Source organism: Azonexus hydrophilus DSM 23864, assembly GCF_000429605.1.
Lineage (GTDB): Bacteria > Pseudomonadota > Gammaproteobacteria > Burkholderiales > Rhodocyclaceae > Azonexus > Azonexus hydrophilus.
The window spans coordinates 122175-135735 of record NZ_KE386926.1 but is presented as its reverse complement, the minus strand read 5'-3'; the positions used below and the strand labels follow the sequence as shown (position 1 = coordinate 135735).

Below are 13561 nucleotides of genomic sequence, written 5' to 3'. Positions count from 1 at the left end.
GCGCCGCAGTTGCTGCCATGGTCAAGTTCTCGCGTCTGGGTGTTCTGCTGTTGTTGTCTCTGTCGTTGCACGCCGCGATCATCGTCGGCTGGCAGCGCGCTGGCGCACGCCCTGCGCCAGCGCCGGACGTGATCGAAATCCGTGTCGCCGCGCAGCTTCGGGAGGTGCCACCGGCCGACGTCGAAACGCGTGCGCCAGCGACTGCCGCCCCGGATGTTCGCCCGCGTCAGCGCAGGATTCCGGCGGTCGAGCCCAAAGCAGCCGCAAAGCCAGCCTCGCTGGCGGCCCCGGCGCCACCCAGTGCCGAGGAATGGCAACTGGCTTCGACCTACAAGCTGAAGAACAGCAAGCGCTATCGCCACAACTGGGGGCAGCAGGTGCGGAGCATGATGGGCACGGCGGTCGAGGGGTCGGAGCAGGGCATGGTGCGTTTCCGGATCGAGATCGCGCCTGACGGGACGTTGGCGAATGCCACCGAGTTGTGGTCGACCTCGACAACTGCTTCGGAGCGCGCCTGGAAGGCGATCAAATCCCTGCCGCCCTTGCCGCCCACGCCAACGGGCAAGCCCCTGATATTCGAGCGGACGATTTCGTTCATGCCCTACGAAACCGGCTGGCCACCCAGCTACACCCTCGATTGCCTGCCCGATCCGCCGGCCTTCAGGAATCCCTTTGCCTGGGATGGCAAATCGCCGGCCTCACCGTCGCCGCGACAAACGCCGGAAGCACAGCAGCCGGCCGCCGATGAAGAAGCGGTGAAATGTGTCACGGACTCGACAGCCGAGACGATAGAACAGGAAGAAGGCGAGATGAAGCGCCAGGTGGAGGTTTATCGCTGGGGGCGGTAACGCTCAAACCGCGTACGGCCGATGCAGCCAGTTGCGGATGATGTCCACATCGCGTTGCGGCAGGTAGGCGAAGCCGGTCAGGGCGTCTTCGACGGTGCTCTGGGCGACCCAGTGCGGGACGGCCTTGGTGGTGAGCATGTGGAAGTACCAGGCCATCGGGTAGCCGACGGCGCGGTCGAAGCGTTGCAGGGCTTCCTGGAGATTGAGGCCGCTGGTGCCGGGGGCGGCTTCGAAATCCGGCGGGTCGCCGGGCAGGGTGGCGATTGGCTGGGCGCGGAAGATCGGCTGGTGGTAGCGGTCGAGGTGTTCGCGGGTGGCGATCACCCAGTGGTTGGCATAGTCGCTGTTGGCGCCGGCGCTGCTCTTCGACCAGTCGTCGAGCATGCGGTGGATGGGCGCGGCTTCCTGCTTTTGCGCCTGCATGCGCGTGAGGAAGGCGCCGATGTGCTGGATGCGGCGCAGCGTGTAATAGGGCAGGCCGAGCGGTAGCGGGTTGAGGTTGCCGCCGCGCGGGTCGACCAGTTCTTCCAGCGTCGTCGGTTCGTTGCTGAACAGGCGATGCGCGCGCATTTCCTGCAGGTCTTCGATTTCCAGTTGCAGAAAATTGTCGGCCTCGTCGCCGACGTTGGCGGTCAGGTAATGGGTCTGGCCGACCAGTCGGGTGGCGTACAGGGTCCGCCCTTCGTTTTCCTCGATCAGTTGCTGGATGTCGCCGTCGCAGGCGTCGAGGGCATCTTCGACCCATTGTTCGAGGTTGTCGGTGATCCGCTGGCCGTGTTCGTCGACGATGCCGCCCAGACGATACCAGCCGCCGCGCGCCAGGGCATGGCGGAACTGCCAGTCCGGCAGCGCTTCGTGCAGGGCCCGGGCCAGGCTGGTGCCGCCGGCGCTGACCGGCGTGCGGGCGCAGGTTTCGACAATCGCGGGCGACAGGGATTTGCAGTATTCGGTCCAGGCCTGGTTGCTTTTCATGATCACTTTCCGGCGGTAGGGGTGGCTGGGGTTTCGGCGAGTCGGCTGGCGACGGCTTCCCGGACTTCGAGTTCCGGGTCGTCGAGCAGCGGCGGCAACAGTTCCGGCGGCGCGTTGCCAACGGCGGCCAGGCGGACCCACCACTCGCCATCAGTAAGCAGGCGGGCAGCCAGTTCGGGCAGGGCGCGTTCGGCGACGATGGCCCGGACTTCGGGTTCGGCATCGTTAGCCAGCAGGTGCAGGGCGAAGGCCGGCAGCCGGCTGGCGACGACCTTGCGCACCTCGCGCTCCGGATCGCGGGTCATCTGGGCGAGCTGGCCGTGGGGCAGGCGACGGGCGACGGTGGCACGGACCAGGTAATCGCTGTCGTCGATCAGTTGCTGCAGTTCCGTTGGTGGCAGGCGGGCGGCGACGCTCAGGCGGACTTCACGGTCCGGGTCGCGGGCCATGGCATGTAGTTGGTTGTCCGGTAGGCGGCTGGCGACGACGCGGCGAACGACTTCGTCGCTGTCGCTACGCAGCCGGAAGATCCGGTCGATCGGGGCGTAGCGGGCGGCAATGGCGCGCCGTTCCCAGAAGATGTCGTCGAGGTAGTTCTCGGCTTCGCCGGGGTTGCGGCGAAAAAAGCGGTCGATCTGGCGGCCGCTATGGGCACGCACGCAGGCATCCCCGGGTTGGCAGCGATCCGCTTCGGGAAAGGCAGGAGACAGGGGGCAATGCGCGCAAAGCCCGCCTGTCGGACGTTCTGTCGTTTGCTGGACCATGGCCGGGCGAGTGACGCTTGGTGGCTGCCCTTACCGCTGGTGGAACCAACGGTAAGGCGCGATCACACTGCCAGCGGTGCGTAGGTGAAGCAGTTCTTCGGGCAGACGCGACCACAGGCGCTGCAGCCGATGCAGTCGTCGATGTCCTTCAGCGTCATCTTGGCGGCGGCGCTTTCGTCCTCATCCTCATCCTCGTCGGAGTCGATCAGATTCAGCACGTCACGCGGGCAGACCTTGTAGCAGCGACCGCAGCCGATGCACTTGTCTTCGGCCAGCGCGACGACGAACTCGGGAACCCAGGAGGCGCCGCCACGGGTCAGCGCAGTGTAATCAGCCATGACTATTTCCTTTCTTGACAAGTTCCGGGCCAGTGGCTGCCGACCGCGGTTTGTTCGGTGTGTATATGTCCAGGTCTGCGCCGGCACCTTCCGGTAGTTTGCTGTCCTGGGGCACGCAACCCTGTTCAGCAAATTTGGTGCCACTTTGTAAGTTATTGTTTTTATTGAGTTGGGCTGTGGTGTTGTGAGGAATGCGACAGGCGTTTTCCCACACATCGCCCGAGGTGTCATATGGACAAGGCTGCGTCTTTTTGCTTTAATTAATCCAACAGGTGTTGGATTTTTTGTGCGTCCCGTTTCTGTCGGGCAAGCTATGACCTGAGGGTATTTGGGCTTTCGGGTTTGAGGAGCGCAGAAATGTCAAAGCAGTCTTGCTTGAAGCCGAGGCAATGTGCAGGAGCCGTGCTGGTGCTTCTGGCTACGCTCGGTGGGTGCTCGCTTGCGCCGCCTTATGTGCGTCCGGATGTGGCGCTCGGAAAGTATTCCCCGACCGATATGCAGCCAGTTGGCGGCCAGACTCAGGCTGCCGATCTGGCCTGGCAGGATTATTTCGCCGATCCCCGTCTGCGTGATCTTGTCCGGGTTGCGCTGGACAACAGCCGCGACTTGCGCGCTGCCGTACTGCGTGTCGAAGAGGTCCGTGCGGCCTATGGCATCACTCGGGCAGAGCGCTTTCCGACCATTGGGCTGGGTGCCGACGGGGCGCGCAGCCGGACGCCAGCCGACCTGAACGTGACCAGACGGATCCAGTACGGTGGGCAGTACCAGGTTGGTCTGGGGCTGGTCGGCTGGGAGCTGGATTTCTGGGGGCGGGTGCGTAATCTGGAAACGGCTGCACTGGAGTCTTTCCTGAGTAGTGATGCGGCGCGCCGCGCTGCTACGGTGGGGCTGGTGGCCCAGGTTGCCGATGCCTACCTTGGTTTGCGTGAACTGGACGAACGCATCGCGCTCGCCCGTCACACGGTGACAACGCGTGAGGAGGCCCAGCGGATATTTCGTCGGCGCGTGGAGGAAGGGGCCACCTCCAGGCTCGACCTGACCCAGGTCGAAACCCTGCTCACACAGGCCCAGGGGGTACTTGCCCAACTGGAACAGGCCCGTGCGTTGCAGGCTCATGCGCTGACCCGGCTGGTTGGGGTACCCGTTGACCTGTTGCCGCAGGTGGACGGGTTGGACGATGGACAGATACTGCACGAGCTGGATCCCGGCTTGCCTTCGATGTTGCTTGCCGGACGGCCGGACATCATGGCCGCAGAACACCAATTGAAAGCGGCCAACGCCAATATCGGTGCGGCGCGCGCAGCGTTTTTCCCGCGCATTGCCCTGACCGCTTCGGCCGGTACCGCCAGCGCCAGCCTCGACGGCCTGTTCGAAGCCGGTAGCGGTGCCTGGCGTTTTGCCCCCAGCTTGTCCTTGCCGATCTTCGATGCCGGACGGAATCGTGCGGCGCTGGCGCTGGCCGAGGTCAGGCGCGATCAGGCGGTGGCCGGCTACGAGAAGGCGGTGCAGCAGGCTTTCCGCGAAGTGGCCGATGCGCTTGCCATGCGCCACTGGCTCGAAGAGCAGGTGCGTATTCAGCGTGTGGGCTTGAGCGCACAGAGTGAGCGCGCCCGTCTGGCCAAGCTTCGCTATGACAATGGCGCTGCGCGCTATCTGGAAGTGCTGGATGCGCAGCGAGACCTGTTGGCCATCGAGCAGCAACTGGTGCAAACCCGGCGGGCCCTGTTGTCCAGCCGGGTGGCGCTGTATGCGGCATTGGGCGGCGGCAGCCGGGTGGCTGAGGACGATTGAAGGAGTGGCTGGGATCATGAACGCGATATTCAAGAGACGATGGGTGGGGCTTGCTGCTGTTGCGGTCTTGCTCGGCGCCGGGCTGGCCTGGTACGTGGTGCAGCAGCCTGGACCGGTGGCTGGGTTTGTCAGCGGCAACGGACGCATCGAAGCGACCGAGGTTGATGTTGCTACCAAGCTGCCGGGGCGTGTGGTCGAGGTCTATGCCGGCGAGGGCGATTTCGTACTTGCCGGTGCGGTATTGGCCCAGATGCAGGTGGACGGCCTGAATGCTCAGCGTGACGAAGCCGTGGCCCATCAGCAACAAGCGCTGAACGCGGTGCGTAGCGCCGAGGCGCAGGTGGCGGTACGTCAGAGCGATCTGGTGGCGATCCAGGCGCTGGCCTTGCAGCGGGAGAGCGAGGTGGATGCCGCTCAGCGCCGCCTAGCTCGCTCGCAGACCTTGTCGGCGGAGGGCGCGGCCTCCATTCAGGAGCTGGATGATGACCGGGCACGCACGCGCAGCGCGGAGGCAGCGCTGAATGCTGCGCGCGCCCAGATTGCTGCCGCGCGTGCAGCGGTACTGGCGGCCGAGGCTCAGCTCGTTGGCGCGCGCTCCTTGGTCGAAGCTGCGGCGGCAACCGTGGCGCGCATCGATTCGGATATTGCCGACAGTCAGTTGAAGGCGCCGCGCGACGGGCGTGTCCAGTTTCGCCTGGCACAGGCCGGGGAGGTGCTCGCCGGTGGCGGCAAAGTGCTCAATCTGGTCGATCTGTCTGATGTCTACATGACTTTCTTCCTGCCGGAAACGGTGGCTGGCAGGGTGGCGCTCGGGGCCGAGGCGCGCATCGTGCTCGATGCCGCGCCGCATCTGGTGATTCCGGCGACCATTTCCTTCGTCGCCAGCACGGCGCAGTTCACCCCCAAGACGGTGGAGACTGCCAGCGAACGGCAAAAGCTGATGTTCCGTGTACGCGCACAGATTGCCCCGGAACTGCTGCGCCAGCATCTGGCACAGGTCAAGACCGGCTTGCCGGGGGTGGCCTGGGTACGCCTCGACCCGGAGGCAGAATGGCCGGCTGAACTGGCGCTGCGGGTTCCGCAATGAGCAGCGATGGCGGCGCCCCCGCGCCGGTCGCTCGTCTGAGCGGCGTCGGTTTGCGCTATGGCGCGACGCAGGCGCTCGTGGGCGTCGATCTGGAGATTCCTGCGGGCTGCATGGTCGGGCTGATCGGTCCGGATGGTGTTGGCAAATCCAGCCTGATCTCCTTGCTCGCCGGCGCGCGTGCCGTCCAGCAGGGCAGGGTGGAGGTGCTCGGCGGTGACATGGCCGTGCGCCGCCACCGCGAGGCTTCGTGCCCGCATATTGCCTACATGCCACAAGGTCTGGGCAAGAACCTCTATCCGACCCTGTCGGTGGAAGAGAACCTGCAGTTCTTTGCGCGATTGTTCGGCCACGGTGTCGCCGAGCGCAGGCGTCGCATCGACGAGCTGACCCGAGCCACCGGCCTCCAGCCTTTTCTGGCGCGCCCGGCGGGCAAGCTCTCCGGCGGTATGAAGCAGAAGCTTGGCCTGTGTTGTGCGCTCATTCATGATCCGCAGTTGCTGATCCTGGATGAGCCGACGACCGGGGTCGATCCGCTTGCCCGCAGCCAGTTCTGGGCGCTGATTGCACGGATCCGGCGTGATCGGCCGGGTATGAGCGTGATCGTGGCCACCGCCTATATGGACGAGGCTGAACGCTTCGACTGGCTGGTGGCGATGAATGCCGGGGGCGTGCTGGCCACCGGAACGCCCGGCGAACTGCATGCCCGAACCGGCACGGCAACGCTGGAGGCCGCCTTCATCGCCCTGCTGCCGGAAGCGGTGCGGCGCGGTCATCGCGCGGTGGAGGTGCCGCCCCTGGCAGAGGACGAGGATGCGCAGATCGCCATCGAGGCGCGTGAGTTGACCATGCGTTTCGGTGATTTCACTGCGGTCGATCAGGTCAGTTTCCGGATCCGGCGTGGGGAGATTTTCGGCTTCCTGGGATCCAATGGCTGTGGCAAGTCGACCACCATGAAGATGCTGACCGGCTTGTTGCCGGCAAGTGCCGGCGAGGCCTCGCTGTTTGGTCACAAGGTCGATGCCCGCGATATCGATACGCGCCGCCGCGTGGGGTACATGTCGCAGGCCTTCTCGCTGTATTCGGAGCTTACGGTACGCCAGAATCTGGTGCTGCATGCCCGCCTGTTCAATGTGCCGGCGCCGGAGATCGACCGGCGGGTGGCCGAAATGAGCGCACGTTTCGAGCTCGACGCCGTGCTCGACAGTCTGCCTGAACAATTGCCATTGGGCGTGCGCCAGCGTCTGTCGCTGGCGGTGGCGATGGTGCATCGGCCGGAACTGCTGATTCTCGATGAGCCGACTTCCGGTGTTGATCCGGTGGCGCGGGACAATTTCTGGCGCTTGATGATCGATCTCGCGCGCAAGGATCGTGTGACGATCTTCATTTCCACTCACTTCATGAACGAAGCGGAGCGTTGCGATCGCATTTCACTGATGCACGCCGGGCGGGTGCTGGTCAGTGAGTCGCCAGCCGAACTGGTACGCCAGCGTGGTACGGCCTCGCTGGAGGCGGCGTTCATTTCCTATCTTGAAGCGGCTGGTGCGCAGGAGTACGGGGTGACTGGCGAGGTGGTGCCGGTGGCCGTCGAGCCGGCCGCAAGCACGGCTGCGGTTAGGCGCCCTGTGCTGTTCAGTCCGGCACGCGCACTGAGCTATTCGCAGCGAGAGGCGATGGAGCTGATGCGCGATCCGGTGCGCGGTACCCTGGCCTTGCTCGGGAGCCTGATCCTGCTGCTGATCATGGGTTTCGGTATTACCCTGGATGTCGAGAATCTCGACTTTGCGGTGCTCGATCACGACCAGAGCACACTCAGTCAGAACTACGTGCTCAACCTTGCCGGCTCGCGCTACTTCACCGAGCGTCCACCGATCACCGATCATGCAGATATGGATCGGCGCATGCGCGCCGGTGAACTGGCCCTGGCCCTGGAAATTCCCCCGGGGTTCGGGCGTTCGCTGCTGCGCGGTCAGCCGGTGCAGATCGCCGCCTGGGTCGATGGTGCCATGCCGCAGCGCGCTGAAACCGCGCAAGGCTACGTCGCCGGCATGCACCAGACCTGGCTGGCGGAGATGGCACGCACCCGACTGGGGGTGAAAGTCGGTGCCGGCATCGCCAGCATCGAGACCCGCTACCGATACAACCCGGACGTGCGCAGTCTGCCGGCCATCGTACCGGCGGTGATTCCCCTGTTGCTGCTGATGATTCCCGCCATGCTTACCGCCCTCGCCGTGGTGCGGGAGAAAGAGCTTGGTTCCATCCTCAATCTCTACGTCACCCCGGTGACGCGGGCCGAGTTTCTGATCGGCAAACAACTGCCTTATGTGCTTCTGGGCATGCTCAATTTCTTGCTGATGGTCTGTTTTGCAATGTGGCTGTTCGGCGTCCCGGTCAAAGGCAGCTTTCCCGGTCTGACCCTGGCGGCACTGGTCTACGTGCTGTTCGCGACCGGTTTTGGCCTGTTTGCCTCGACCTTCACACGGAGCCAGATCGCCGCGATGTTCGTCGCCATCCTCGGGACTTTGCTACCCGCCGTGCAGTTTGCCGGCTTGCTCAATCCGGTGTCCTCGCTTGAGGGCATGGGACGGGTCATTGGTGAGCTTCACCCGGCCAGCCATATGCTGACCATCAGCCGCGGCGTGTTTACCAAGGGACTGACCCTGTCCGATCTGGACCACTCGTTCTGGGCGATGAGTCTGGCGGTGCCCCTGATCATCGGGCTATCGATTGCGTTGCTGCGCAAACAGGAGCGTTGAGATGGACAAGCGCAGATTGGCCAATGTTTATCGCCTGGGGGTGAAGGAGCTGTGGAGCCTGTGGCGTGATCCGATGATGCTGGCGCTCATCGTCTATGCCTTCACGCTGGCCGTCTACAGTGCCGCCACCGCCATGCCGGAAACCCTGCACAACGCCTCGCTCGCGGTGGTCGACGAGGATGCCTCGCCACTGTCGGCACGCGTGGTCTCGGCGTTTTATCCGCCCCACTTCACCCGTCCGCAGCGGCTTGAGTTACCGCAGGTGGATGCGGCGATGGATGCGGGCAGCCACACTTTCGTGCTCAATATTCCGCCCGGTTTCCAGCGCGACGTTCTTGCCGGACGCTCGCCGGTCATCCAGCTGAATGTGGATGCCACCCGGATGTCGCAGGCCTTCACCGGCGCTGGCTATATCCAGCAGATCGTCCTGGGCGAGGTCAATGAGTTCGTCCAGCGCCATCGCGGCGGGGCCGTGCCGCAGGTCGATCTGGTGCTGCGCGCACGCTTCAATCCGGGGCTGACAAGAGCCTGGTTCGGCTCGCTGATGGAAATCATCAATCAGGTTACCCTGCTGTCCATCATCCTTACCGGCGCCGCCTTGATCCGCGAGCGTGAGCATGGCACGGTCGAGCATCTGCTGGTGATGCCGGTGACGCCAGCGGAAATCATGCTCGCCAAGGTATGGTCGATGGGTCTGGTGGTGCTGTGTGCGACGGCGTTTTCGCTGAAGGTGGTGGTTGAGGGCGCGTTGCAGGTGCCGGTTGAGGGCTCGTTGCTGCTGTTCCTTGCTTGTGCGGTCCTGCATCTTTTTGCCACCACGTCGATGGGCATCTTCATGGCGACGGTAGCGCGCTCGATGCCGCAGTTCGGCCTGTTGATGCTGCTGGTGCTGTTGCCCTTGCAGATGCTCTCCGGTGGTGTGACGCCGCGTGAGAGCATGCCGGAACTGGTACAGAACCTCATGCTGGTTGCGCCGACCACGCATTTTGTTGCAGCGGCGCAGGCCATCCTCTATCGCGGTGCCGGACTGGAAGTGGTGTGGCCACAGTGCCTGGCCATTCTTGTCATCGGCTCGCTGTTGTTTGCGGTGGCGCTGCTGCGCTTCCGCAGCACGATCAGTCAAATGGCTTGACCCGTATGCGTACTGAACAACGTCAGACGAGCTCTCCTGGTCGCCCGCGTGGCGCGGCTGACAGCCGTGATCGCCTGCTGGCGGCGGCGCTTGCCGCGTTTACCCGGGTCGGTTATGAAGCCGCCGGATTGCGTGCGATCGCCGATGAGGCAGGATGCGATGTGTCCATGGTTGCACATCACTTCGGCAGCAAAGCCGGCCTGTGGCGTGCGGTGGTCGAGTGTGTCGGCCAGCGGCATGATCTATGGTTGCGGGATGTCATCGGCTTGGTGAACAGCAAAAGCCCTGTTGCCGACCGTCTCGGAGCGCTGGCCGACAGCATGATCGACGGTCTGGTGGATGTTCCCGGCTACGTGAGCTTTGTCAATCGTGCGCTGGCTGAACCGGGAGAGCGGCGGGATGCCCTGGTCGAAAGAGTGATCCGCCCTGGCGTGGAAACCTGTACGCCGCTCTGGCGTGAAGCGATGGCGGCTGGGGTGCTGCGTGCACTCGACCCGACTGTTCTGCACATTGGTCTGTTCGGTGCCTGCACGATGTTGCTGATGATGACTGATGTCTGCGCTGAGCTGGGTGGCCGGGCGCTGGACGTCGGTGATCTGAAGGCCGAATTGCGTACGCTAATGCTCAGCGGGCATGTCGGCCGGACGCCCGGCTGAACAGCCCGCCGTTGCTTTGCTCAGTCGTCGTCGCTGTCCCGGCTGGCGACGATGACGCCGTTGGCCACGTTCAGGTCGCTGGTTGCTTCCAGACAGTGGCCGCTGACGCCGGTGATCAGGTAGATCAGCGCAGCCGGTGTTTCAGCGACCGGCTGCAGGCGCGGTGAAATGTCGTTTTCGCTACACTCGGTGAAGATCATGTCGGGAAAGCCAGCGCGCAAGGCGTTGATGCTTTCCTCTCGTGTCACGGCAGCAACGACTTCGGCCAGGCGCTCGGGCGTCATCTCAGGCATCCTCGCCGTCGAGCGCTTCGGCGAAGCGGCTCAGTGAACTGGGCTGCACACCCATGACCCGGGCCAGCCAGGGGGGCGGGCTGCTCAGGGCGGCTTGCAGTTCGCCGAGAATTTCACTGGCAGCGCCACCCTTCGGCTTTTTCAGCGGATGGACGCCGGCGCGCACGACTTTGGCAGCGGCGGGGCCGCCGATCGACTGGATGAAGACCAGATCGCAGTCGGCGATGACTTCGGCGCGCGCCTTGTTCTTGTCTTCGGCAGCGTCGGCGTCAAGGGCCGAACGGATGGCGATCAGCTTTATTGCCGAGGCCGACAGTTGATAGATCAGGAAGCGTTCGCAGGAACCGAAATGACCATCGAGGTTTTCGCCCTTGTTGTTGGCGATGGCGACGCGGATGGAACCAGGCATGTCGCCATCGACATAGCTTTCGATGACCGGCAGCTCGCTGTTAGTGACGTTTTCACCCCACAGGAAGCGGACGGCATCCTTGAGGGCTTCGTTGCTGACGCCGACCACACAGTTTTCTTCGGCATGACCACCGGCCAGGATGCTCCGCAGGTCTTCGACGGTGATCGAGGCAAGCTTGGACTCAGTGAGCGGCAGGTCGTACTTGTCGGACAATGCACCGACCAGGGCGCGAACGTCCAGGCCATCGAGAGTACGGGCCGCCAGCGCGATACGGAGGGCGGCTTCACGGGATGCGATAGGGGGTGCAGACATGTTTGTGCTCCGGTTGAGGGTCTGGAATGGAACGCCCGCAACGGCTGACCGCAACAGGCGCTCGGTTCCGGACTCTCGGTCAGGCCGGCGAGATACAGCCGGACGGACAGACGTTCACGCACATCGGCGAGTCATTCTCGCCTTCGCATTCGGTGCAGGCGTCGGCGTCGATGGTGTAGAACACCTTGCCCTTCTTGATCGCCTTGGTCGGGCAGATCGGGCGGCAGTCGTCACAGGCGGTGCATTCGTCTGGGTTGATATACATTGCCATGATGTTTAGCTCCTAGTTGTTAGCAGAGAGCGCCAGCGTTGAGGGCTGGCAACTCGCTACTGCCTCACTCAATCTTCAGCCGCGCCGAGTCGCTTGGCCCGTACCGAGATGGGCAGGCGCGGCGGTTTGGCGATAGGGTCGACGTAGTAGCTGCCACCGTTCTCCAGCTTCAGTTCGCCGCCCCATTTCTCCGGGGTGTCGAACTCGATGGAGTTGATGGCAGCTTCCAGATCGCGCTTCGGCAAATAAAACACCAGCCCACCGGCAGCGTTCTGACGAATCATGATGTTGGCCATTTGAATTCCTCAAGCGACTTGGGGAGAAGGCAGGATTGCTCCCGCGCTTCTCCCTTTTGTCTGGCAGATTACCGAACCAGGTCGTGGTTGTAGTCCGTCGTGCCCATGCCGCGGGTCTGGTCGTCGAGCTTTTCCAGAACCGTGTTGGTCAGGGTGGTCAGGATGTACATGGCGCCTTCGTAGCCCAGCGTCGTCATCCGATGCAGGTGGTGACGGTCGAAGATCGGGAAGCCGATACGGATCAGCGGAACTTCGAACTCGGGACCCTTGTGCAGCGTGTCACGCTGGATGTATTTGCCGTAGCTGTTGCCGATCAGGAAGTCCGGCTTGTCGGTGAAGCACAGGCTGCGCAGGTGCCAGAGGTCGGCGCCCGGATAAACCTTGCCACCGGCGCCGTAGGGCGAGGTAGCCAGCAGTTTTTCCATGGCCTTGGCCCACTTCTTGGAACCGTTGTTGCTGACGATATGGGTCGGTTCGATACCGAATTCCATCATCAGCTTGACCATGCCCATGACGAAGTCCGGGTCACCGTAGATGGCCATCTTCTTGCCGTGCAGCCAGGCGTGGGAGTCGGTCATCATGTCGAGCAGGCGGCCGCGCTCCAGGGAGATGGAGGCCGGGATCGGCTTGCCGGTGACTTCGGAAACCTTTTGCAGGAATTCGTCGGTCCACTCGACACCCATCGGGATGTTGAGCTTCGGCACTTCGTGGTTCCAGGTGCTCTCGACGAACTTCTTGGTCTTTTCCAGTTGCATCGGCTGGATCAGGAAGGTCGTGTGGGCGTTCGGGGCATCCTTGACTTCGTCGATCGTCGTGCCGCCGGCGTACATGCGGAATTCGCCGTCAGCCGGGGTGTCGAGGATTTCTTCCGGATCGGAGAGCATCGTGTAATCGACGCCCATTTCCTTCATGTAGCGCTTGATGATGCGGAAGTTGCCGAGGTAGGTTTCGAAGCCCGGCACGAAGTTGATCTTGCCGTTCGAGCCGACAACCTTGCCTTCCATGTTGTTCAGTGTGAAGTAGCGGAGGATGCCTTCTTCCATGTTGTCCCAGCCGGTGACGTGCGAGCCGACGAAGGACGGGGTGTGCGCGAACGGAACCGGGAAATCCTTGTCCAGGTTGCCTTCCTTGCGGGCGTTACCGATGAAGGCGTTCAGGTCGTCACCGATGACTTCCGCGATACAGGTGGTCGACATGGCGATCATTTCTGCACCGTAGAGCTTGGTGGCGTTGGCCAGACCTTCATGCACGTTCTTCTGACCACCGAACACGGCGGCGTCTTCCGTCATCGAGTCGGCGATGATGGCGATCGGCTCCTTGAAGTGACGGTTGAAGTAGGTGCGGAAGTAGGCGATACAGCCTTGCGAACCGTGGATATAGACCAGGGTCTTGGCAAAGCCCAGCGAGCACAGGGCAGAGCCGAGCGGCTGGCAGGCCTTGGCCGGGTTGATGGTCAGGGCTTCGCGCTTGAAGTTGAGGTCCTGGTATTCCTGGGTGGTCGTCCAGGCGAAGGTTTCAGCGATCTGGTCGGCAGAATGGCCTTCTTCGAATTGCTTCTTGCCCTTCAACGTCGCCTTGTAGTCGTCGTCACGGAAGAGGGGGAAACACGGCTTGATGTCATCTACGGTTTGCATCTTGA

14 protein-coding genes are annotated in these 13561 nt (G+C 63.3%); 6 read left to right on the top strand and 8 right to left on the bottom strand.

All coding sequences use genetic code 11. The features are described from left to right. Nucleotides 1-17 precede the first annotated feature (17 nt). Nucleotides 18-848 carry a hypothetical protein gene (locus tag G471_RS0115785; RefSeq protein WP_028996180.1) on the top strand — a complete coding sequence of 277 codons (831 nt, stop codon included), beginning with the start codon at nt 18-20 and terminating at the stop codon, nt 846-848. A gap of 3 nt (nt 849-851) precedes the next feature. Here the strand turns inward: G471_RS0115785 and G471_RS0115780 are convergent, their stop codons facing one another. The 3 genes from G471_RS0115780 to fdxB form a co-directional block, all read right to left on the bottom strand. Further along, nucleotides 852-1820, bottom strand: coding sequence for a hypothetical protein (locus tag G471_RS0115780; RefSeq protein ID WP_028996179.1), 969 nt, complete (start codon nt 1818-1820; stop codon nt 852-854). A 2-nt stretch (nt 1821-1822) separates the two neighbouring features. Continuing rightward, nucleotides 1823-2584 carry a 4Fe4S-binding leucine-rich repeat protein gene (locus G471_RS0115775; protein ID WP_081700317.1) on the bottom strand — a complete coding sequence of 254 codons (762 nt, stop codon included), beginning with the start codon at nt 2582-2584 and terminating at the stop codon, nt 1823-1825. A 62-nt stretch (nt 2585-2646) separates the two neighbouring features. After that, nucleotides 2647-2922 carry a ferredoxin III, nif-specific gene (gene fdxB / locus G471_RS0115770; protein WP_028996177.1) on the bottom strand — a complete coding sequence of 92 codons (276 nt, stop codon included), beginning with the start codon at nt 2920-2922 and terminating at the stop codon, nt 2647-2649. Between the two features lie 408 nt (nt 2923-3330). Here fdxB and G471_RS18080 point away from each other — a divergent pair, with 408 nt between their 5' ends. Genes G471_RS18080 through G471_RS18075 form a run of 5 tightly spaced genes read left to right on the top strand, consistent with a single transcriptional unit; the run spans nt 3331 to nt 10341 of the window. Then, the gene (locus G471_RS18080; protein WP_245580579.1) at nt 3331-4713 is read left to right on the top strand and encodes an efflux transporter outer membrane subunit; all 1383 of its coding nucleotides are present in this window, start codon (nt 3331-3333) and stop codon (nt 4711-4713) included. A 16-nt stretch (nt 4714-4729) separates the two neighbouring features. Next, nucleotides 4730-5800 (top strand): HlyD family secretion protein, encoded by a 1071-nt coding sequence (locus G471_RS0115760; protein WP_028996176.1) that lies wholly within the window; start codon nt 4730-4732, stop codon nt 5798-5800. Beyond that, on the top strand, nt 5797-8553 hold the full coding sequence (gene rbbA / locus G471_RS0115755; RefSeq protein WP_028996175.1) for a ribosome-associated ATPase/putative transporter RbbA: 2757 nt from the start codon (nt 5797-5799) through the stop codon (nt 8551-8553). The genes G471_RS0115760 and rbbA overlap by 4 nt, the downstream gene beginning before the upstream one ends. Before the next feature lies 1 nt (nt 8554). Then, entirely contained in the window at nt 8555-9685 is a 1131-nt protein-coding gene (locus G471_RS0115750) for an ABC transporter permease (protein ID WP_028996174.1), read from the top strand. Between the two features lie 5 nt (nt 9686-9690). After that, a complete protein-coding gene (locus G471_RS18075) occupies nt 9691-10341 on the top strand; it encodes a TetR/AcrR family transcriptional regulator (protein ID WP_051295552.1) in 651 nt (216 codons plus the stop codon). Between the two features lie 20 nt (nt 10342-10361). Here G471_RS18075 and G471_RS18070 read toward each other — a convergent pair whose 3' ends face one another. The 5 genes from G471_RS18070 to nifK all read right to left on the bottom strand — a co-directional run bounded on the left by G471_RS18070 (nt 10362) and on the right by nifK (nt 13556). After that, on the bottom strand, nt 10362-10625 hold the full coding sequence (locus G471_RS18070) for a DUF6129 family protein (protein ID WP_051295551.1): 264 nt from the start codon (nt 10623-10625) through the stop codon (nt 10362-10364). 1 nt (nt 10626) lies between these two features. Next, nucleotides 10627-11355: a dinitrogenase iron-molybdenum cofactor N-terminal domain-containing protein gene (locus G471_RS0115735; protein ID WP_028996173.1), complete on the bottom strand. Its 729-nt coding sequence runs from the start codon at nt 11353-11355 to the stop codon at nt 10627-10629. A 79-nt stretch (nt 11356-11434) separates the two neighbouring features. Further along, nucleotides 11435-11626, bottom strand: coding sequence for a 4Fe-4S binding protein (locus G471_RS0115730; protein ID WP_028996172.1), 192 nt, complete (start codon nt 11624-11626; stop codon nt 11435-11437). Between the two features lie 68 nt (nt 11627-11694). After that, complete coding sequence (gene nifT / locus G471_RS0115725; RefSeq protein WP_028996171.1) at nt 11695-11922, bottom strand: putative nitrogen fixation protein NifT; 228 nt, start codon at nt 11920-11922, stop codon at nt 11695-11697. 68 nt (nt 11923-11990) lie between these two features. Next, nucleotides 11991-13556 carry a nitrogenase molybdenum-iron protein subunit beta gene (gene nifK, locus G471_RS0115720; protein WP_028996170.1) on the bottom strand — a complete coding sequence of 522 codons (1566 nt, stop codon included), beginning with the start codon at nt 13554-13556 and terminating at the stop codon, nt 11991-11993. Between the last annotated feature and the right edge of the window lie 5 nt (nt 13557-13561).

What these genes read in the sequence shown, in the direction of transcription:
- nifT (WP_028996171.1), bottom strand. Translation starts at nt 11,922, where the DNA reads ATGGCCAACATCATGATTCGTCAGAACGCTGCCGGTGGGCTGGTGTTT.
- nifK (WP_028996170.1), bottom strand. Translation starts at nt 13,556, where the DNA reads ATGCAAACCGTAGATGACATCAAGCCGTGTTTCCCCCTCTTCCGTGAC.
- G471_RS0115750 (WP_028996174.1), top strand. Translation starts at nt 8,555, where the DNA reads ATGGACAAGCGCAGATTGGCCAATGTTTATCGCCTGGGGGTGAAGGAG.
- G471_RS0115735 (WP_028996173.1), bottom strand. Translation starts at nt 11,355, where the DNA reads ATGTCTGCACCCCCTATCGCATCCCGTGAAGCCGCCCTCCGTATCGCG.
- G471_RS0115760 (WP_028996176.1), top strand. Translation starts at nt 4,730, where the DNA reads ATGAACGCGATATTCAAGAGACGATGGGTGGGGCTTGCTGCTGTTGCG.
- rbbA (WP_028996175.1), top strand. Translation starts at nt 5,797, where the DNA reads ATGAGCAGCGATGGCGGCGCCCCCGCGCCGGTCGCTCGTCTGAGCGGC.
- G471_RS0115785 (WP_028996180.1), top strand. Translation starts at nt 18, where the DNA reads ATGGTCAAGTTCTCGCGTCTGGGTGTTCTGCTGTTGTTGTCTCTGTCG.
- fdxB (WP_028996177.1), bottom strand. Translation starts at nt 2,922, where the DNA reads ATGGCTGATTACACTGCGCTGACCCGTGGCGGCGCCTCCTGGGTTCCC.
- G471_RS0115730 (WP_028996172.1), bottom strand. Translation starts at nt 11,626, where the DNA reads ATGGCAATGTATATCAACCCAGACGAATGCACCGCCTGTGACGACTGC.
- G471_RS0115780 (WP_028996179.1), bottom strand. Translation starts at nt 1,820, where the DNA reads ATGAAAAGCAACCAGGCCTGGACCGAATACTGCAAATCCCTGTCGCCC.
- G471_RS0115775 (WP_081700317.1), bottom strand. Translation starts at nt 2,584, where the DNA reads ATGGTCCAGCAAACGACAGAACGTCCGACAGGCGGGCTTTGCGCGCAT.
- G471_RS18070 (WP_051295551.1), bottom strand. Translation starts at nt 10,625, where the DNA reads ATGACGCCCGAGCGCCTGGCCGAAGTCGTTGCTGCCGTGACACGAGAG.
- G471_RS18075 (WP_051295552.1), top strand. Translation starts at nt 9,691, where the DNA reads ATGCGTACTGAACAACGTCAGACGAGCTCTCCTGGTCGCCCGCGTGGC.